The organism is Asanoa iriomotensis (assembly GCF_016862515.1).
Classification (GTDB): Bacteria; Actinomycetota; Actinomycetes; order Mycobacteriales; family Micromonosporaceae; genus Asanoa; species Asanoa iriomotensis.
The window spans coordinates 87,963-107,583 of the sequence record NZ_BONC01000010.1 but is presented as its reverse complement, the minus strand read 5'-3'; the positions used below and the strand labels follow the sequence as shown (position 1 = coordinate 107,583).

At 71.4% G+C, this 19,621-nt stretch carries 18 protein-coding genes; 6 read left to right on the top strand and 12 right to left on the bottom strand.

The features are described from left to right. Positions 1-71 precede the first annotated feature (71 nt). A complete protein-coding gene (locus tag Air01nite_RS09880) occupies positions 72-416 on the top strand; it encodes a UBP-type zinc finger domain-containing protein (RefSeq protein ID WP_203701676.1) in 345 nt (114 codons plus the stop codon). On the opposite strand, the gene Air01nite_RS09875 is transcribed toward Air01nite_RS09880, so the two are convergent. The 4 genes from Air01nite_RS09875 to Air01nite_RS09860 form a co-directional block, all read right to left on the bottom strand. After that, complete coding sequence (locus Air01nite_RS09875) at positions 409-2,280, bottom strand: transketolase (protein ID WP_203701675.1); 1,872 nt, start codon at positions 2,278-2,280, stop codon at positions 409-411. The two genes, Air01nite_RS09880 and Air01nite_RS09875, sit on opposite strands and share 8 nt — an antisense overlap. Positions 2,281-2,509: 229 nt before the next feature. Continuing rightward, on the bottom strand, positions 2,510-3,412 hold the full coding sequence (locus tag Air01nite_RS09870) for a carbohydrate ABC transporter permease (protein WP_239090620.1): 903 nt from the start codon (positions 3,410-3,412) through the stop codon (positions 2,510-2,512). Position 3,413: 1 nt separating this feature from the next. Beyond that, positions 3,414-4,340, bottom strand: coding sequence for a carbohydrate ABC transporter permease (locus Air01nite_RS09865; RefSeq protein WP_203701674.1), 927 nt, complete (start codon positions 4,338-4,340; stop codon positions 3,414-3,416). Then, on the bottom strand, positions 4,337-5,674 hold the full coding sequence (locus Air01nite_RS09860; RefSeq protein ID WP_239090619.1) for an extracellular solute-binding protein: 1,338 nt from the start codon (positions 5,672-5,674) through the stop codon (positions 4,337-4,339). Before Air01nite_RS09860 ends, Air01nite_RS09865 begins: the two co-directional genes overlap by 4 nt. A 430-nt stretch (positions 5,675-6,104) precedes the next feature. Here Air01nite_RS09860 and Air01nite_RS09855 point away from each other — a divergent pair, with 430 nt between their 5' ends. After that, positions 6,105-8,402, top strand: a complete 2,298-nt coding sequence (locus tag Air01nite_RS09855; RefSeq protein WP_373310364.1) for a glycoside hydrolase family 3 N-terminal domain-containing protein — start codon at positions 6,105-6,107, stop codon at positions 8,400-8,402. Between the two features lie 17 nt (positions 8,403-8,419). Next, on the top strand, positions 8,420-9,454 hold the full coding sequence (locus tag Air01nite_RS09850; RefSeq protein ID WP_239090617.1) for a substrate-binding domain-containing protein: 1,035 nt from the start codon (positions 8,420-8,422) through the stop codon (positions 9,452-9,454). Here Air01nite_RS09850 and Air01nite_RS09845 read toward each other — a convergent pair. Then, the gene (locus tag Air01nite_RS09845) at positions 9,451-10,485 is read right to left on the bottom strand and encodes a LacI family DNA-binding transcriptional regulator (RefSeq protein ID WP_239090616.1); all 1,035 of its coding nucleotides are present in this window, start codon (positions 10,483-10,485) and stop codon (positions 9,451-9,453) included. The genes Air01nite_RS09850 and Air01nite_RS09845 overlap by 4 nt on opposite strands. A 31-nt stretch (positions 10,486-10,516) precedes the next feature. Then, positions 10,517-11,902 carry an APC family permease gene (locus Air01nite_RS09840; protein WP_203701673.1) on the bottom strand — a complete coding sequence of 462 codons (1,386 nt, stop codon included), beginning with the start codon at positions 11,900-11,902 and terminating at the stop codon, positions 10,517-10,519. Positions 11,903-12,014: 112 nt separating this feature from the next. Between Air01nite_RS09840 and Air01nite_RS41540 the strand changes: the two genes are divergently transcribed. Beyond that, entirely contained in the window at positions 12,015-12,488 is a 474-nt protein-coding gene (locus Air01nite_RS41540) for an Lrp/AsnC family transcriptional regulator (RefSeq protein ID WP_203701672.1), read from the top strand. Here the strand turns inward: Air01nite_RS41540 and Air01nite_RS41055 are convergent. The 3 genes from Air01nite_RS41055 to Air01nite_RS09825 are packed head-to-tail and all read right to left on the bottom strand — an operon-like array spanning position 12,481 to position 14,836. After that, a complete protein-coding gene (locus tag Air01nite_RS41055; RefSeq protein ID WP_308439964.1) occupies positions 12,481-13,167 on the bottom strand; it encodes a class I SAM-dependent methyltransferase in 687 nt (228 codons plus the stop codon). The genes Air01nite_RS41540 and Air01nite_RS41055 overlap by 8 nt on opposite strands. Positions 13,168-13,175: 8 nt before the next feature. Then, complete coding sequence (locus Air01nite_RS41755; protein WP_203701671.1) at positions 13,176-14,192, bottom strand: alpha/beta fold hydrolase; 1,017 nt, start codon at positions 14,190-14,192, stop codon at positions 13,176-13,178. A 59-nt stretch (positions 14,193-14,251) separates the two neighbouring features. After that, positions 14,252-14,836: a TetR/AcrR family transcriptional regulator gene (locus Air01nite_RS09825; protein WP_203701670.1), complete on the bottom strand. Its 585-nt coding sequence runs from the start codon at positions 14,834-14,836 to the stop codon at positions 14,252-14,254. Positions 14,837-14,871: 35 nt separating this feature from the next. On the opposite strand from Air01nite_RS09825, the gene Air01nite_RS09820 reads away from it, so the two are divergent. Together Air01nite_RS09820 and Air01nite_RS09815 are read left to right on the top strand one after the other, a co-directional pair. Beyond that, entirely contained in the window at positions 14,872-15,096 is a 225-nt protein-coding gene (locus tag Air01nite_RS09820) for a hypothetical protein (RefSeq protein WP_203701669.1), read from the top strand. A 65-nt stretch (positions 15,097-15,161) separates the two neighbouring features. Next, on the top strand, positions 15,162-15,650 hold the full coding sequence (locus Air01nite_RS09815) for a hypothetical protein (RefSeq protein WP_203701668.1): 489 nt from the start codon (positions 15,162-15,164) through the stop codon (positions 15,648-15,650). A gap of 50 nt (positions 15,651-15,700) precedes the next feature. Here the strand turns inward: Air01nite_RS09815 and Air01nite_RS09810 are convergent, their stop codons facing one another. From Air01nite_RS09810 to Air01nite_RS09800, 3 genes are all read right to left on the bottom strand, one after another. Then, the gene (locus Air01nite_RS09810) at positions 15,701-16,915 is read right to left on the bottom strand and encodes a chymotrypsin family serine protease (protein ID WP_203701667.1); all 1,215 of its coding nucleotides are present in this window, start codon (positions 16,913-16,915) and stop codon (positions 15,701-15,703) included. 145 nt (positions 16,916-17,060) lie between these two features. Continuing rightward, a complete protein-coding gene (locus Air01nite_RS09805; RefSeq protein ID WP_239090614.1) occupies positions 17,061-18,206 on the bottom strand; it encodes an erythromycin esterase family protein in 1,146 nt (381 codons plus the stop codon). Between the two features lie 11 nt (positions 18,207-18,217). Then, positions 18,218-19,564: a YncE family protein gene (locus tag Air01nite_RS09800; RefSeq protein ID WP_203701666.1), complete on the bottom strand. Its 1,347-nt coding sequence runs from the start codon at positions 19,562-19,564 to the stop codon at positions 18,218-18,220. Positions 19,565-19,621: the final 57 nt, after the last annotated feature.

Here is a 19,621-nt window from a genome sequence, read left to right as displayed (position 1 = left end):
GTGGGGTGCTCGAATGATCACGTGAGACCGGGCCCGGCGGGGGTACAAGGCGAAAACCAGGAGGAGGAACCGTGACCGAACAACTGGTACGACCCGAGGTGCCCCCGTCCGGCACCGGATGCGCGGACTGCGAAGAGAGCGGCGGCTGGTGGCTGCACCTGCGGCGGTGCGCCACCTGCGGGCACATCGGCTGCTGCGACAACTCGCCGTCGCAGCACGCCACCAAGCACGCGACCACGAGCACACACAAGATCATCCGCTCGTACGAGCCCGGCGAGGACTGGTACTACGACTACACGACCGGCGACTTCCTCGAAGGCCCGCCGCTCGCGGACCCGCAGAGCCACCCGGCCGACCAGTCCGTGCCTGGCCCGGCCGACCGGGTGCCCGCCGACTGGCAGCTCAAGCTCAACTAGTCAGCGCGCGGGCGGCGCCGGCGATGGTGTCGGCGTCGATGCCCTCGGCACCGAGCTGCTCGGCCGTCGAGCCGGAGCCGGGCAGCTCGCGCACCGCGAGGTGGGTGAAGCGCAGCGTCGGCGCGCCGGCGGCCAGCAGCGCGTCGGCGACCGCCGAGCCGAGCCCGCCCTCCGGGTGATGGTCCTCGACGACGACGATCCGCCCGTCGGTGGCGGCCACGGCGTCGCGCAGGGTCGCGGTGTCGATCGGCTTGACCGAGTACAGGTCGATCACCCGCGCCCGGATGCCGTCGGCCGCGAGCTGGTCGGCCGCCGCCAGGCACTGGTGCAGGGTCACGCCGGCACCGACCAGCGTCACCGCGTCGTCGGGGCTCGACCGCAGCACCTTGGACCCGCCGATCGGGAAGTCCTCGCCCTGGTCGTAGAGCACCGGGTACGCGCCGCGGGTCGTGCGCAGGTAGCTCACGCCGTCCAGCCCGACCATGGCCCGCACCAGCGCGGCCGTGCTGACCGCGTCGCTGGGGTAGAGCACCGTCGAGCCCTGCACGGCCCGCAGCATTGCCAGGTCCTCCAGCGCCATCTGGGACGGCCCGTCCGCGCCGATCTCGACGCCGGCGTGCGAGCCGACCAGCCGGATGTTCGCGCGCGAGATGGACGCCATCCGGATGAAGTCGTACGCCCGCGACAGGAACGCCGCGAACGTGGAGGCGAACGGGACGTAGTGCCGCACGGACAGCCCGACCGCGGCCGCGATCATCTGCTGCTCGGCGATGTACATCTCGAAGAACCGGTCGCCGAACGCCTTCGCGAACTCCTCCGAGTAGGTGGAGTTGCCGACCTCGCCGTCGAGCGCCACGATCCGCGGGTGGCCGCCGCCGAGCGCGGTCAGCGCGTCGCCGTACGCCCGCCGCGTCGCGACCTTCTCACCGACCTCCCAGCGCGGCAGATCCGGCATCTCCCGCGGCGCCGGCCGGGTCGCCGGCTGCTCGTCCGGCGGTTGCGGACCGCGCACCACCAGGTCGCTCTCGCCGCCCAGCTCCCGGATCGCCCGCTGCGCCATCTCCGCCGGCAGCGGCTTGCCGTGCCAGCCCTCCAGGTTCTCGACCTCGCTGAAGCCGCGGCCCTTGAGCGTGCGGGCGAGGATCACCGTCGGGCGGTCGTCGGTGCGGTTTGTGGCCGAGGTGTACGCCTCGTCGATCGCGTCCACGTCGTGCCCGTCGACGATCAGCACGCGGGCGCCGAACGACTCGGCCCGCCGGGCGTACGCGTCGAGGTCCCATTGCAGTTCCGTCGGCCCGCTCTGGCCGAGCCGGTTGACGTCGACGATCGCGACCAGGTTCGAGAGCCGGTAGTAGGCGGCCTTGTCCAGCGCCTCCCACATCGATCCCTCGGCCATCTCGCTGTCGCCGCAGAGCACCCAGACGCGGTAGGGCACCTCGTCGAGGTAGCGCCCGGCCAGCGCCACGCCGACACCGTCCGGCAGACCCTGGCCGAGCGAGCCCGTGGCCACGTCGACCCAGGGCAGCACCGGCGTGGGATGGCCCTGCAGCCGCTGCCCGAACCGCCGGTAGCCGGTCATCAGCTCCTCGTCGGAGATCACGCCCACCGCCTTGTACACGGCGTACAGCAGCGGTGAGGCGTGGCCCTTGGAGAAGATGAGGTGGTCGTTGGCGTCGTTCCCCGGGTTGTCCCAGTCGTAGCGCAGGTGCCGGGTGACCAGCACCGCGAGCAGGTCGGCGGCCGACATGCTCGAGGTGGGATGGCCGGATCCGGCGCTCGTGCTGGACCGCACGGAGTCGACCCGGAGCTGCCGGGCCACCTCGCGCGCGGTGGACAGGTCGGCGATGGTCGCTGTGCTGGTCACGGTGTCCCCTTCGCGGCGTGGTTTAGGGCCTGTCCTGCCGATCAACGCGAGCCGAGACGGAGTCCAGGCGTTGTCTGGTGGTGGCCCGGGATTGCCCGGATACCGGTGTTGTATCTGGGTGATCCCGGGACGCCGCCAGGCGGCGGCTGGGCCCGTCGCAGGCCGCGTTGATCGGCAGGACAGGCCCTAGTCCCTTCCGGGCCGCATACCCCGCGCGGGGACGTTGAACCTACTTACTGAAGCCGGCCGTCAGGCCGCTGACCAGCTGCCGCCGGCCGACCACGTAGAGCGCGAGGATCGGCAGGGTGGTCAGCACCACGGACGCGAGCACCGCGGGCACGTTGATGCTGTACTGCCCCTGGAAGGTCCACAGCGCCAGCGGCAGCGTGCGCTGAGTGGGGCTTTGGGTCAGGATCAGCGGCAGCAGGAAGCCGTTCCAGATGGACAGTCCGTTGTAGATCGTCACGGTCATCAGCGCGGGCCGCACGAGCGGGAATGCCAGGTGCCGGAGCGTGCCCCACTCGCTGGCGCCGTCCATCCGCATCGACTCGAACAGCTCGCGCGGCACGTCGCGGATGAAGTTGGAGAGCACCAGCACGGACAGCGGGATGGCGAAGGCGATCGAGGGCAGGATGATCGCCATCAGGGTGTCATACATCTTGAGCCGGATGATGATCAGGTAGACCGGGATGATCACGGCCTGCAGCGGGATCGCCAGGCCCATCAGGAACACCGAGTTGACCGCGCGCAGGAACCGGCTGCGGTTGCCGGCCCGGACGATCGCGTACGCGGCCATGAACGAGATCGCCACGGCCGGGATGACCGCGCCCGCCGTCACGATCACGCTGTTGACGAAGTACCGGACGAAGTCGGCCTCGATCACCATGCGGTAGTTGTCGAGGGTCGGATCGGTCGGCGGCGTGAACGGGTTGCTGAGGAAATAGTTGGCCTGCGTCTTGAGGCTGGTGATGAGGATCCAGTAGAGCGGGATCAGCACGATCGCCAGCCAGATCAGGCCCGCCACGCCGGCCGGCAGGTTGACCCGCCGGCGGCGGCCGCGCAGGACGGGCCGGTGCGGCGCGCGTGGTTCGGTCGTCCGGTCGGGCGCCGTCGTCGTCAGGGTCGTCGCCACGTCACACGCCTTCCATCTGGCTCTCGGTCGCGTCCCGCCCGCCCAGGCGGCGCAGCAGCAGCGCGAGCCCGAGGCCGACCAGCACGAGGATCACCGCGATCACGCTCGCCGGGCCCATCAGGTTGGCCTGGAAACCGCGCTTGTACATGTCGAGAGCGAGCGCGCGGGTGGCGTCACCGGGCCCGCCGGCGGTGAGCACGAAGATCAGGTCGAAGAACGTCAGCGAGCCGACCACCATCAGCGTCGACGACGTGATGATCGTGTACTTGAGCTGGGGCAGCGTGATGCTGAAGAACTGCCGCACCCGGCCGGCACCGTCGATCTCGGACGCCTCGTACATCGCGGTCGGGATCTGCCGCACGCCGCTCTGGTAGATCAGGGAGTGGAACGGGATGAACTGCCACGAGACCACGAACACCAGCACGCCGAGGGCGAGGTTGTCGCGGCCGAGCCAGTCCTGTTGCAGCAACGGGATGCCGAGCCCGGCGCCCAGCCCGAAGTTGGGGTCGAGCAGCGCCTTGTAGGTGATCGCCAGGGCCGCGGAGCTGAGCAGCAGCGGCACGAAGTAGATGACCGCGAGGATCTCGCGGTAGCGGTTCTGCGTCGCCAGGTAGACGCCGATCAGCAGGCTGAGCGGGGTCTGGAAGGCCCAGGACAGCGCCATGATCAGGAAGGTGACCCAGAGCGCGTGCACCAGACCGGGATCCTTGAGGACCGTGGTCCAGCTGTCGAAGCCCGCCGGGTGGATGTCGCCGATGCCGTCCCACTGCGTGAAGCTGAGCACCAGCACGCCGATCAGCGGGATGATCCCGAACGCGGCGAACATCAGGAACGCCGGGAGGGCCAGCCACGCGACGGGCCCGCTCCGCCCGCCCGCGGAGGTCTGTTCGCTGCTCCTCCGCTGGACGGGCGGAGCGAGGGTGGTCATTGCCCGATCGTCCCGTTCATGTTGGTCACCCACTGCTGTGGCGAGATCTTGAGCTGGAAGAGCTGCGCGATGTTGTCGAGCAGCTTCTCCGCCGCGGTCGGGCTCAGCGCCTGGTCCCACGACTGCGCGAAGGTCTTGGCGTTGGCCGACGTGTTGTAGACGAACTTCAGGAAGTCGGCGTCCTTGGAGGCGCTGAACGCGCTCTCGGTGCCCTTGACGATCGGCACCGCACCGGCGTCCACCCACTCCTTGACCTCGGCGTCGGCGAGCACCGCGTCCTTGAAGAACTTCTTCGCGGTCTCCTTCTGCTCGGCCGTGGCCTTCGAGGAGATCGAGTAGTACTGCCCGGGGTTGCCGACCGTGTCGGAGACGTCGCCCTTGCCGCCGTCGACCGGCGGGAAGTTCATGTAGCCGAGGCTGCCACTGGACACGAAGTCACCTCCGTCGGCGGCCATACCGCCGTAGGTCCACGTACCGTGCAGCATCATCGCCGCCTTGCCCGTGTAGAGCAATGCCTGGTCGGCGTTGGAGTCGGCGGTGATCGAGGAGAAGCCCTTGATGAACCCGTCGGCCTTGATGAGGTCCTGGGTCATGGTCAGCGCCTGCAACGCGGCCGGGTGCGACCAGGCGTCCTTCTGGCCGTCGAAGACCGCCTGGAAGACCTCGCTGCCGCCGATGCGGTCGAAGAGGAACTCGAGCCACATCATGTTGGTCCAGCGCGACTGGCCGCCGAGGGAGAACGGCGCGATCTTCGCCGCGTTGAACTTGGGCACGAGGTCCATGACGTCGCCCCAGGTCGTCGGGGGCTGCGCGCCGATCTTCTCGAAGGCCCGCTTGTTGTAGAACAGGACGATCGGCTGCACTGTCTCGGCGGGCATCGCGTAGATCTTGCCGTCGATGGTGGCCGCACCGAACGACGACGGGAACAGCCGGTCCTTGACGGCCGCGTTCTCGCCGAACCACGAGGTCAGGTCCTCGACCTGGCCGGCCTGGACGTAGCTGCGCAGCGTGCCGCCGCCCCAGCCCCAGATGATGGTCGGCGCCTGGCCGGCGCCGATGGCAGTCTTGATCTTCGTCTTGTACGCGTCGTTCTGGAACGTCGTCGCAGTGATCTTGCTGTTGGGGTTGGCCTGGTTGAACCGGTTGACGGTGTTGGTGCGGATGCCCTCACCAGGTGCGCCGGTGAGGAACCAGTAGCTGGCCGCACCGGCACCGCTGCCGCCACCGGACCCGGTGCCGGGACCGGAGCTGCCGCAGGCGGCGAGCGCGACACCGGCGCCCACGCCCATGGAGAGACCCAGGAAGTTCCGCCGGGACAGGATGTTGCGCTCCACGCTGACCTCCGTACTCGTGTGCCGCGTCAGGCGCGGCTGATCGATCGAGGGCGCGACGTCACCGGCCGTGAGGGAGCGCTCCCACAGCCATGCACATGGGTGCCCGGTCAGGGAATTTTCGGCCGGTGATCTCGCAAATTAACGTAGAATTTTCAAGTCAACGTAGGATTCCGCCATCAACGTGTCAAGGGCTTGAAGCCGCCGTTCTGATCGGCGAAAGTAAGCCCAGCGCAAGGCACGTCGCCATGGTCCCGACGCTGACCGCCGGTAGCCGGACGGTCCGCAAGAGCACCGCCAGCTTCGAAAGTTTCGAAGACCGTTCCGCTATCTTGCGCGAAGGAGGCACCACCCCGTGACCACCCAACCCGCGCAGGTCGCGACCCAGCCGTGGAACGACACCAGCCGCCCCGTCGCCGACCGGGTCGAGCTGATGCTTCGCGCGATGACCCTCGAAGAGAAGATCGCCCAGCTCGGCAGCCGGTGGCTGCGCAAGGACCTGCACGAGCCCGACGCCGAGCCGATCTTCGTCGAGGACCACAACGTCGCGCCGATGCAGGACGTCTTCTCCGCGGGCGACCGGCCGCTCGAGGAGGTCAGCCGGCACGGCCTCGGTCACCTCACCCGGGTGTACGGCAGCGCACCGGTCACCGCCGTCGAGGGCGCGGCTGAGCTGGTGCGGCAGCACCACGTCGTGCTCGACGCCCATCGGCTGCGCATCCCGGCCCTGGTGCACGAGGAGTGCCTCACCGGCTTCACCAGCTACGGCGCGACCGTCTACCCCGCCGCGATCGCCTGGGCCGCCACGTTCTCCCCCGACCTGGTCGAGCGGATGGCCGCCGCGATCGGCCGCGACATGGCCGCGGTCGGCGTGCACCAGGGCCTGTCCCCGGTGCTCGACGTCGTGCGCGACTACCGCTGGGGCCGGGTCGAGGAGACGATGGGCGAAGACCCTTACCTGGTCTCGATGCTGGGTGCCGCCTACGTGCGCGGGCTGCAGAGCGCGGGCGTGATCGCCACTCTCAAGCACTTCGCCGGCTACTCCGCGTCCCGCGGCGCGCGCAACCACGGCCCGGTCTCGATGGGCCGGCGCGAGCTGATCGACGTGATCCTGCCGCCGTTCGAGACCGCGGTGGCGGTCGCGGGCGCCGGCTCGGTGATGAACTCCTACGCCGACGTCGACGGCGTGCCCGCCGGCGCCGACCGGTGGCTGCTCACCGACGTGCTGCGCGACGACTGGGGCTTCACCGGCACGGTGGTCTCCGACTACTGGGCGGTGCCGTTCCTGGCCTCCATGCACCACATCGCCGCCGACGACGCCGAGGCCGGCGCGCTGGCCCTGGCCGCCGGCATCGACGTGGAGCTGCCCGACACGATCGGCTACGGCGCCGCGCTGGAAGCGTTGGTACGCGCGGGCAAGGTCCCCGAGGAGCTCGTCGACCGGGCCGCCCGCCGGCTGCTCACCCAGAAGGTCTCGCTGGGCCTGCTCGATCCTTCGTGGACACCGGAAGGCTCGGTCGCCGGCGCCGACACCGTCGCGCTCGACTCGGCCGCCAACCGGGCGCTGGCCCGGGAGATCGCCGAGCGCTCGATCGTGCTGCTCGACCCGGGCAGCGCGTTGCCGCTGGCCGGCACCGGGCGGGTCGCGGTGGTCGGGCCGTGCGCCGCCGAGCCCCGCACGTTCATGGGCTGCTACGCGTTCCCCAACCACGTGCTGCCCCGGCACCCGGGGCTCGGCCTCGGTGTCGACGTGCCGACCGCGGTCGACGCGCTGCGCGCCGAGCTGCCGGGTGCGGACATCGCGTACGAGCCGGGTTGCGAGATCCAGGGCGACGACCGGTCGGGTTTCGCGGCCGCGGTCGCGGCGGCCCGCGCGGCGGACGTCTGCGTGGCGTTCGTGGGCGACCTGGCCGGGCTGTTCGCGCACGGCACCTCCGGCGAGGGCTGCGACGCGCCCGACCTGCGGCTGCCGGGCGTGCAGGCCGACCTGCTCGCGGAGCTGCTGGCCACCCGCACGCCGGTGGTCGTGGTGGTGGTCTCCGGCCGCCCCTACGCGCTCGGCGAGGTGCACGGCCGGGCCGCCGCGCTGGTCCAGGCGTTCATGCCGGGCGAGGAGGGCGGCGCCGCGATCGCCGGCGTGCTCTCCGGCCGGGTGCAGCCCAGCGGCAAGCTGCCGGTGCAGATCCCGCGCGACCCCGGTGGCCAGCCGGGCACCTACCTGCAACCGCCGCTCGGTGCGGACAGCACCGACATCAGCAGCCTCGACCCGACGCCGCTGTTCCCGTTCGGGCACGGGCGGTCCTACACCAGCTTCGTGGTCTCCGATCTGCGGGTCTCGGCTGCCGAGGTGGCGACCGACGGCGAGTTCACCGTCAGCGCCCGGGTCCGCAACACCGGTGACCGGTCCGGCGCCGAGGTCGTTCAGCTCTACCTGCACGACGTGGTCGCCCAGGTGGTCCGCCCGGTCAAGCAGCTCGCCGGGTTCGCCCGGGTCGAGCTGGCGCCCGGCGCGGCCGCCGACGTGACGTTCGCCGTGCACGCCGACCGCACCGCGTTCACGGGCCGCGACCTGCGCCGGATCGTCGAGGCCGGCGACGTCGACGTGCTGGTCGGCACGTCCGCCGAGGACCTGCCGCTGCGCGGTACGGTACGGCTCGCCGGGCCGACCCGCGTCGTCGGGCACGACCGGCGCCTGGACACACCGGTGGCAGTCGCACCAACTGGTCCGTGATGAGAGGAAGGTCGTCCGTGCCGCCCAAGGTTCGGCGCGCGACGCTGGCCACCGTCGCCGCGTCGGCCGGCGTGTCCGTGACCACCGTGTCCAAGGTGGTCAACGGTCGCTCCGACGTGGGCCCGGAGACCCGCGCGCTGGTGGAGTCGCTGCTGGAGCAGCACGCCTACATCGGTCGCCGGTCACCGGCGGCCAAGGGCAGCCCGGCCACGGCCCGGATCGAGCTGATGTTCAACGGCGAGCTGAATGCCTACTCGACGGAGATCATCCAGGGTGTGCTGGAGGCCGGCGGCGACGCGGGTGTCGCGGTCGTGGTCAGCGTCCGCCCGCGCGCCGCGGCCGGCACCGACCCTTCGCGACCGCGCGGCTGGGCCCGCGACCTGGCCACCGCGGGCCGCCGGGCGGTGATCGCGGTGGTCGACGAGCTGACCTCCGCGGACATCGCCGCGCTCACCCGCGCCCACCTGCCGCTCGTCGTGATCGACCCGCTCAACCTCCAGCGCGACCGGGTCACCAGCGTCGGCTCGACCAACTTCGCCGGCGGGCTGGCCGCGGCCCAGCACCTGCTGTCGCTGGGCCACCGGCGGATCGGCTACGTCGGCGGCGCGACCCGGTCGGCCTGCAACCAGGCCCGGCTGCACGGCTACCGGGCCGCGTTGGAGGCGGCCGGTGTCACGGTGCCCGACGAATACCAGCGCACCGGCGACTTCCGCTATCGGGACGGCGTCGCGGGCGGCGCTGCCCTGCTCGACCTGCCGGCGCCGCCGACAGCGATCTTCGCCGGCAGCGACGAGACGGCGGCCGGCGTGATCGAGGCGGCCCGGGCGCGCGGGCTGCGGGTGCCCGACGACCTGAGCGTGGTCGGCTTCGACGACACCGAGGTCGCCCGCCTGTCCTCACCGCCGCTGACCACGGTGCGCCAACCCTTGCGGGAGATGGGCGGCGTGGCGCTGCGCACCGCCCTGCGGCTGGCGGCCGGCGAGCGACTCGACTCGCACCACGTCGAGCTGGCGACGGAGCTGGTCGTGCGAGGCTCGACCGCTTCCGTTTAGCGTCGCGGCTTGGCTGTCGACTCGCGGACCACGAGCGTGGTGGCCAGCTCGACGTGGTGCGAGTCGAGCTTCTCCCCCGCGATCAAGCTCAACAGGGTACGCAGGGCGACCCGGCCCATCTCCCGCAGCGGCTGCCGCACGGAGGTGAGTGCCGGCATCGACATCACCGTCAGGTAGGTGTCGTCGAACCCGACGACGCTCAGGTCGTCGGGCACCCGCAGGCCGCGTGCCTGGGCAGCGGCGAACACGCCCACCGCGGTGGGGTCGCTGGCCGCGAACACCGCGGTCGGTGGCTCCTTCGCCGACAGCAGCTCGCCGCCGAGCATCAGCCCGGAGACGAAGTCGAACGAGCCGTTGCGGATCAGCGCCGGGTCGGAGCGGATGCCGGCGTTCTCCAGGGCCGCGCGGTAGCCGTGCAGCCGGGCCCGGCTCGGCGACGACGCGACCGGCCCGCCGACGAACGCGATCCGCCGGTGGCCGAGGCGGATCAGATGGTCGGTGGCCTCCAGCCCGCCGCTCCAGTTGGTGGCGCCGACGCTGACCACGTCGGAGCGGGGCAGGTTGACCGGGTCGATGACGACCAGCGAGAGGCCCGCGCGGTCGAACGCGGCGAGCTGGCGCGAGGTCAGCTCGGAGGTGACCACGATCAGGCCCTTGCGCCCGGCCTCGGTCAGTCGCCGTGCCCAGGCAGCCTCGGTGCGCGGCGGCTTCTCGGAGAGCGAGGGCAGGCGGCGGACCACCACGTCGACGCCGAGCTCGTCGCCGCCGTCGGTGACACCGTGCAGCACTTCGGTCGCGTACGGGCTGATGATGTCGTCGAAGACCAGCTCGACCGTGCGGGCAGCGGCCGGCATGCCCCGCGTCCGCGCGCCCGGCGGGCGGTAGTTGTGCGCCCGCAGCGCCTCCTCGACCCGCGCCCGGGTGGCGGCGGCGACGTCGGCGCGGCCGTTGAGCACCTTGGAGACCGTGGGCAGCGAGACGCCGCACGACTCGGCCACCATCGCGAGCGTGGCCCGCGGGCCCTCCGGCACCCTCGTCTCCCCACGTCGAAAATGTTTCGAGCTACCTCTCGCGGAGACTAGCCTCGGCCCGCAACGGCAGCAAGCGTGGCCACCTGATGACCGCTGCCAGCGTGACGAGGGCGGCCGGGACCAGCGCGAACCCGCAGAAGGCCAGCACGACCGCGACCATGCCGCAGGCGACCGCCGCGCAGATCCGCGGGCCGCCGCGCAGCAGCCGCCAGCCGGCCGCGGTGCAGCCGAGGTAGACCACGAGGAAGAACGTGGTGGGCACGTTGACCAGGGTGGTCAGGTCGATCCGCCCGGTGGCCAAGGGCCCGATCAGCACGAGACCGGAGACGAGCACCGCGCCCGCGAGCCAGGGCGGCAGGGTGTCGGTCCGGACCGGCAAAGGGCGGGTCCTGCCGATCAACGTGAGCCGAGACGGAGTCCAGGCGTTGTCTGGCAGTGGCTCGGGATTGCCCGGATACCGGTGTTGTATCCGGATGATCCCGAGACGCCGCCAGGCGGCGGCTGGGCCCGTCGCAGGCCGCGTTGATCGGCAGGACCCGCCCTTAGGCCGGAGCGCGCGGGCCAGGCTCGCCGCGCCCGAGACGTAGGCGAGGACCGCCCCGACCGTGAGCACCACGGCGCCGACCGCCGCGACGGCGGTGCCGGCCGTGCCGCCGAGCCCGATGGTGAGCAGCGCGGCCAGCGGCACCTCGGTGCCGGCCCGGTCGCCGAGCGCCGCGACGGTCACGATGCCCAGCGCCAGGTAGATGACCGCGGTGGCGGTGAACGCGATCGCGATGACCCGGTGCGGCTTGGCGATCCGGGTGGTCAGCGGCGCGATCGCCTCCCAGCCGACGAACGCGAGCATCAGCGTCGCGGCTGCCCGCCCGATCGCGGACCAGCCGTGTGGAGCGAACGGTGTCCAGTTGTCGGCCTCGGCGGCGGGCGCCGCACCGACCACCGCACCGACCACGATCACCAGGAGCAGGGCGACGAGTCCGAACTGGACGCTCGCCGAGGCGCGCACGCCCAGCGCGATGACGGTCAGTGTGCCGACGAGCAGCAGGGCCGCGGTGATGACGGCGACCCGGACGCCGCCGCCGGTCAACTCGGCGACGTAGTTGCCGCCGATCACGCAGACGATCGGCGCACCGGCGATCACACCGGCCAGGAAGCACCAGCCGACCGCCCGGCCGGCGCGGGGCCCGAGCCCGGCGGTGGCGTAGCCCCAGACGCCGCCGGCCGACGGATGCCGCACGCCGAGCGCCGCGAAGACGACGGCGAACAGCGCCGAGGCGCCGAGCAGCACGGCCCAGGCGACGACGGAGGCCGGGCCGGCCTGGTGCGCCGCGAGCCCGGGAAGCAGCAGGAGACCGGGACCGAGCAGTGCTCCGATGTAGAGCGCGCTGCCACGGGCTGTGCCGATGTCGCTGGTCATACTCCGGAGTCTGGCAACTGTGCCGCCGCACGCGATGGCAAATGTGCCTGCTGTTGATCTTCAAGGCGCAACATCGTTGCGCGGATCGCGCCTCCGATCGCATGATGTGCCGATGACGTCGTACGACAGCACCGACCGCGCCATCCTTGACCGGCTCCAGGCCGACGGCCGGATCGCCAACGTCGACCTGGCCGAGGCGGTCAGCCTGTCACCGTCGGCGTGCCTGCGCCGGGTGCGGGCGCTGGAGTCGGACGGCCTGATCGCGGGTTACCGGGCGGAGCTCGACCGCGCCCGGCTCGGCCTCGACCTCACGGTCTTCGTCGAGCTGCGGGTCGACCACCACTCCCGGGAGACGGCCGCCCGGATCGAGGCGGCGCTGACCGCCATCCCGGAGATCGTCGCGTGCCACATCATCTCCGGCCGCGCCGACATCCTGGTCGAAGCGGCGGTCGCCAACCTGGCCGCGTACGAACACCTGCTCATCGACCAGATCCTGACCATCCCGTCGATCGTCGACGCGCACAGCACGTTCGCGATCCGCACGGTCAAGACCCGGGGCCCGCTCCCGCTGGCTCAACTCACGTGACGCGCTCGGCCTGGACCGACACGTAGCGGAGCAGCCCCGAGTCGGCGGCGGCCTTGGCGAGCAGTGCGACCTGGAACTGCTCCTTGGCCGCTTGGACGGCCAGGCTGCCGTGCCTGACGGCGGCGGCGGCCAGGCGCAGGATCCGGTCGATCCGGACCGGTTCGGCGACGGCGCGCAGCGCCGCCTGGTAGCCGCGCTCCCAGTTGGGCGTCACCTGGTCGGACAGGTCGTCCAGGGCGAGGACGTGGAAGCCAGCGGTCTCGAACGACCGGCGATAGCCTTCGGCGGTCTCCAGATCGGCGATCGCCCAGTAGCGGCACAGTGGATCGAGGATCAGCTCGCGCTGCAGCCTGGTGGCGTGTTCGGCGCGGCACCAGTCGACCAGCAGCACCCGGCCCCCCGGGCGCAGGCGGGCCGCCATCCCGCGCAGCGCCGCCCGGCGGTCGGGAAAGTAGCAGGCGGCGTCGAGGCAGATCACGGCATCGACGGGCGGCTCGGCGAGGTCACCGAGACGCATGACGTCCTGCTGGACGAAACGCAGCTTCGGTCGGGTTCCGCCGGCGAGCCACCGGCGGGCGTGCGCGAGCTGGCTGGCCGACTGGTCGACGCCGACCACGTCCGCGGTCGTGCGATCGGCCAGCCACGCCGAGAGCGCCCCGCCACCACAGGCCACGTCCATGATCCGATTTACGCCCGGGCCCCCGATCGCGTCGAGGTACCGCTCGTGGGTGCGCTCGTAGGCGGTGACCAGGTCGGCCGGATCGTCGCCCGGCTCGAACAGGGCCAGGTGGAAGTATTCGCCCCAGTAGGTGTAGTACAGCTCGACCAGGGCGTCGAACCCGGTCTGCATGTTCTCGCGGTAGCGCGGACGAAATCGGCGAGGTTCCTGGCGAAGACGCCGGGCTGGTCGAGTGGGATCAGCGTGGCCGTGTCGTCGACCTCGACCAGGCGGCCGTGCGGAAAGAGCGCGGCCAGGCGGCCGCCGTGCACCGGCGGCATGACCCGGTCGGCGCGGGCCCAGAGCACCAGGGCGGGGCCGTCGAAATTGGACAGTCGCGGCACGGCCACGCGGTTGAGGACGTCCCGGTCGCGGCGGATCGCGCGCAACATGCGGGTCGCGTCCCGGCGGATGCCGGCCTCACGCAGGACGGGCCGGATCCAGCGCGCCGTGGTCGCGTCGCCGCGTTTCGTCAGCCAGCCGAACGCGACCGGCAGGCGGCGCAGGGCGCGGACCCGCATCTGGGTCATGAACAGGCCGAACAGGCGCGGTGGCAGCAGGCCGGCGAACGCCAGTGTGCGGCCGGTCAGGCCGGGCGGAACGTTGTCGAAGGCCTCGCACGACGCGAGCACCACCCGGGACACCCGCGCGGGGTCGCCGGCCACCACGAGCTGAGCCAACGCTCCACCGGTGTCGTTGCCGACCAGCGTGACGTCGTCGAGGTCGAGCGCCGCGAGAAGTTCCTCGACCAACCTGGCCAGGCCGGGCAACGAGAGGTCGGCGTCGGCCTTCGCCGGCAGTTGGTGTGCACCCATCGGCAGGGTGGGCACCACACAGCGGTGGTCGGCGGTGAGCGCGGCGACGGTCTGGTCCCAGAGTGAGCCGTCCATCAGCATGCCGTGCAGGAACACGATGGTCGGTCCGGTGCCGCCTCCGCCGGAGTCGGTGTAGGCGATCGGGCCGGCCGAGGTCTGGATCGTCTTCATGTGCCTGGTCCCCCTTCCAGGTCTCTCCCTCGAAGTGAACCACGTGGTTCGCAAAGCGTCTAGCCCGCGGCCTCCTCACGTTCGAGGGCGCGACTCAACGCGGCGAAGCCGACGTCGACGCTGACCGGGTCGCCGCCACTCGTACGCAGATCGATGAGAAACCCCCGCAGCGTGGCCAGGATCATCGCGGCGACCTCGGTCTTACGCTCCGGCGACCACGCCGGAGGGCAGAGTGAGACGAGCGCCGGAAGATACTGCTGGGTCCCGCCCCGCGCGAGCCCGCCGTGCCGGTCGGCGTCGTAGATCGCGAGCCCGATCGCCTGGTCGAGCACCCACGACTCCCCGCTGGTCAGCACGGGCCAGAGAGCGCGCACCCGCCCGGCGAGCGTGGGCGCCTCGGCAGCGGCCCCGAGGCCGCGAGCGATCCGCCGCTCACGCAACTGCGCCACGGCCCGCTGCAACAGATCCTCGGCGCTCTCGAAGTGATAGAGCAGCACCTTGTGCGTCGTGCCGGCGGCCTTGGCCGCTCGGCGCAACGAGAAGTCGACCAGCCCGTTGACAGCCAGATCCTCGGTGACAAGGTCAAGCAACTCCCGCCGCCGCGCATCCCCCCGCGGCGACCCGGCCGAGCGCCGATAGGTCATGACACGAGTCTCCCCTGCGCGGCTAGCGTGAAGACGTGCAGCCGTCCGTTCGCGTCGAAGTCGATGGAGAGGTGTTCGACGTTGTCGCGCGCCGCGATCATCCTGGACAGTACGACTACACCTGGATTTCCGGGCCCAACCCGGGCTATGGCTTCAGCTCGGCATCGTCGGACGGCAGATCATCCACTGAGGCTGACCATCGGGCCGCGATCCATGCCTTCCTCGCGCAGGTCGATCCCGAGACCGGTTTGATCCGATAGCCGAAGTGCAACCGAGGGCGGGCGCTGGGCGTCGAATCCGAAACGGGCGACGTGGGGTTGGTGGGATGAAGAGGATCTGGGTCTGGGGCGCCGCGGGCGTTGGTGTGGTGGTCGTCGTCGCGGCGGTCTGGTTCGTGCGCGGCGGGTCGGGCGACGGTGAGCGGGTCACCGCCGCCGGCCGGGAGATCAGCAAAGAGGGCGTCAGCGTCGTGGTGCCCGAAGCGTGGCCGAAGAACCGGTTGGAGTGCGGCACCCCCGTGGCCGACACCTACGTGCTCGATCCCGGCAACGTGCCCACCTGTGCCATCGACCCGGCGCCGAAGGTCAGCTACGTGGAGTTGCGCGAGTCGGACCTGTCGGCCGACCCGGCGAACAGCGCGGCCACGACGCCCGCCGAGATCGGTGGCGTGGCGGTGCGCACCAGCGAAGGAGCCCTGCCCGACGGGCGCACCCGGTGGATGGCGGTGGTGCCCGACCGGGACATCGTCGTCGAGGTCGTGTCCAGCGACCCCGCCCTGGTCGCGACGATCTCCGACTCGATCCGGATCGACTGAAGCAACGGCGCCGGCGGAGCTAGAACGGCTCCGCCGGCGCCGTCGTGCCGTCAGCCGACCGTGATGGTGAATCCGGTGCGGCCGACGATCTGGGTCATGTCGGCGAAGTACAGCCGCCAGTAGCATTCGGTCGCGATGCCCGTGCAGGTGGCCGGCTTGCTGCCGTCCGCGGCCGACTGGACGCCGAGGGCGATGACCCGGTTCGGGTCGCTGGAGAGCCGGAACACCGGCCCGCCGCTGTCACCCTTGCCGACCGCGTTGGCGCGGTCGTCGCGCTGTGCCTCGACGCCGTTGGTGACGATGACGCCGTTGAGCGAGTAGCTGACCCACTTCAGCGTGATCCGCAGGCTGCAGCGGACGCCGGAGTAGCTGCCGGACTGGCAGACGTACTGACCGACCTCGGGCGGACCCCAGCCGGCTACCGCCTTGGAGAACTCGCCGATGCCCTGGCCCGTCGGGTCGACCCCGCCGTCGTAGATCCGGCCCCGGTGGTCGCCCACCGGGATGAACAGCGCCTCCAGGTCGGCCACGCGGTGGTTGGCCGTGCCGACGCCGATGGGCGGGAAGTAGGTGCCGCTCGGCGTCCGCCACACCGCGCCCGTGGGGCCACAGTGGGCGGCCGTGATCAGCACCTTCTGGCCGTTGCGCTGACCCGCGAAACCGCTCGTGCAACGCCCGATCGTGGTGGGGCTGACCTGTCGTTCGATGGTCGACCCGCCCCAGAACGGTGACGTGTCGGCCCATCTGCCGGTCGCGGTCGGCGCGTCGCCGACCTCCACCTTGGTCGGCATGGCGGTCAGCGTGCGCGGGTCAGCCATCCTGGCCTGCGCCGTCACGCGGACCTGCAGGCCGCTGCCGTCGGTGAGCGGCGCGGCCAGGACGACGCCGGTGCCGGACGCGACGAGCCGCGTGGCTTCGGCCTTGAGCTCGCGCAGCGCGTACGCCGCCGGAAGCACCTTGATCGGAACGCGAGGCCGCAGCTGCCCGACGACCTTGGCCACCGCGGGCGGTGGCGTGCCCTTCCAATAGAGCCGCAGCTCGGTGGAGCCGACGAGCTCGATGCCCGCGAAGTTGGACCGCTCCTCGTCGACCACCGCGCGGATCCGCGTGGCGGCGTCGACCAACGGCCGTTGACTGATCTGGAGCTGGTCGACGGCGCCACCCGGCCCGGGCTTGGGCCTGGCCGACGCCGGCCCCGCGACGCCCGCGAGCGTCACGGCCGCCACCGCCGAGGTGACCAGCACATTGCGTAGTGCCCGCCGCACACGCGAGACGGACCTGGAACTCACTGCCAAGACGGCCCCCAACCACTCATCGAGCGTGAATTCATGAGTGGAAGAGTATCGATCTCTGCTAGTTGACCTTGTCCCGCAACGCGAATAGTTCGTATTGACCGATGTTCGGGACGGCTCAGCCCGGGATGTGCAGAATCCCGTCGCTGGTGGCGATCAGCTCCCGGTCGAGCGGGAAGTAACCCTGTTCCGGCGTCATGTCGGTCCGCGTTCGGCCGTCGATCGCCGCACCGACGAAGAGCGTCGCTCCGTCGGCCGCCGCGGAAAGCGCCGCCTCGAACGTGCCCTCGGCCGCGGCCGGCAGCCCCAACGGCGTGCTCGCGCCCAGACTGCCGACGATCACCCGGTAGCGGTCGCCGAGCAGGGCCGACACGATCGATCCCGCGCACGACCATTCGAGGTTCATGCCGGCGAGCTGCCACGTGCTCGGCGGGCGCTGCACGTGCCGGTTGCTGGCGAACACCAGCGTCGGTCCGCGGTGCTGCTCCTGGGCGCGGATGTCGAGCAGGTTGTGCGCCATCCAGGCGTCCCGCACCCCGAGCAGGCGCGACGTGCGCAACGCCTGCGGCGCCGGTGCCGCTGCCTCGGCGTGGTAGCCCAGCACCCGCTCGGCCACGTCGGCGTGCAGGTCGGCGCGCCGCCAGGCGGCGAGGGAGGAGGCCGCGACGAGTTGCGGCGCCGACGCATGGAGCGCGGTCCGCAGGTCGGCGGCGATCGCGCGGAGCCGGAACGCCTCGGGTGTACGCCCGACCGAGCGCGTGTGGTCGAGGATCGCCTCGGCGTCGGTCCACTGCTCGTCGGCACCGACCAGCGCGTCGATGTCGGCCGGCGGGTCGACGTGTTCGCCCAGGTAGGCCAGCACGTGCGCCAGGTAGCGGCGCGGGCTCGGCGCACCGGTCATCTCCAGCGGCGCGTCGAAGCCGTGCAGCGTGACCCGCTCCGCGGCCGGGCGGGCGGCGTTGTGGGAACGCATCCAGTCGAGCAGCTCCGGGTTGCCCGGCAACGGGCCGAAGCCGTGGCTGAACCCGTCGGCCAGCGCGGAGTCGAGCGTCTCCGGCGCACCTTGGACGTACGCGTCCGCGACGAGCCCGGCGATCCGGTCGGACTCCAGGGCGATCGAGCGGAAGCCCAGCCCGACCAGCTCCCGGAAGATCTCGTTGCGGGCGAACGCGAACGCCGGCTCACCGTGTGTCGGCTCGCCCAGCGCCAGCAGATCGGTGCCGGCGCCGGGCCCAGCCAGGAACTCCCGTACGCGGATGGTCACGCCATCGCACGTTACCGGTCGACGGTCAGCCCCACGTCGAAGGTGGACGGCAGCAACCGTTCCGTGCCCGCGAAGGTGAACGTCCAGGTGGTCTCGCCGACCACGCGCGGCTTGTCGGTGACCGTGAACGACCCGTCGGCCGCGGTCAGCACGTCGCGCAGGACCGTCGTGCCGCGCGGGTCGCGCCGGGTGACCTGCACGGTCCGCACGCCGGTCGCCGTGCCGTCGGCGGCCGCGAGCGTGCCGGTGAAGGTGACGGGCTTCCGGACGTACGCGAAGAAAGGTCCTTCGACGGCCAGCGACGTGCCCATCGGCGTGGCGTCGACCGTCGTCAGCGCCATCATCGAGTTGCTGAGCATCTTCTGCACCAGGTGGAGCCGCCCCGGCCCGCCGATCGCGATGCCCCGGTGGGCGGGGTCGAGCCCGGGCGCGAAGTTCCGGTAGACGACCCAGCGCGGTTCGTACTCACCCGGGGCGAAGTAGGCGATCCCGTGGTCGTCGGAGTAGGTCGCGACCCGCCCGTCCGGCTCGACGGCGATGCCGACCACCTGGCCGGGGACGGCGTACCGGCCCTGCTCGGTGAGGTCGGTGGTCGAGTAGCGGCCCAGCTTGGTGGTGAACTGGTATTCGCCGGGCGTGGCCGCGATGATCGCCGACCCGTCCGGGGTGACCGTGAACTCGCTGACGCTGCTCAGCCGGTCTTCCAGAGCCGTGCGCCGGACCGCCGTGCCCCCGGAGACGTCGTAGCTGATCAGGCGGTTCGGGAACTCGCCCTCCACTGCCGCGAACAGCACGCCGTCGTCGATGGAACCGCTGGCCAGCCGCGGTGTGAAGGTGAGGTAGCCGCCCTGGCCCAGCGCCATCGGCGTGCCCGGCGCGGCGATGTCGATCGAGCCGATGGCCGAGTTCGAGATGCCGTAGCAGCCGTAGCTGAACCAGAGCTTGCCGCCGGCCAGCGCGACGTCGTACGGGCAGGTGTTGCCGCCGATCGGGTAGCGCGCCGTCTCGGTGGCGGTGGCCACGTCGATCACGCTGACCGCGCCCGCGTCGGCCAGTGCCGCATACGCGGTGCGCCCGTCCTTGCTCAGCGCGAGCCCGGTCGCCCCCGCTTGACCGGGAACCGCGCCGATCACCTGCCCGTCGAGGTCGGCGACGATGATCTCGTCGAAACCTCGACCGGGACTGATCAGGATCCGGCCGGTCGCGTCGCTCTTGGCCAGGTCGGCGAAGCCGTTGAAGAGTGTGGTCGAGTTGGCCGTCTCGAGGGGTTGGTCGTAGTCGGTCTGTGCGGAGGCGGGCGGTCCACCGGCGACGAGGAGCGTCGCGGCGATACCGGCGATCGTGGAGATCCTGCGCATGTTGTTCCTTTCGAACGAACGGTGCGTTGCCACCCGTTACAGCGTCTAAAGGAACGC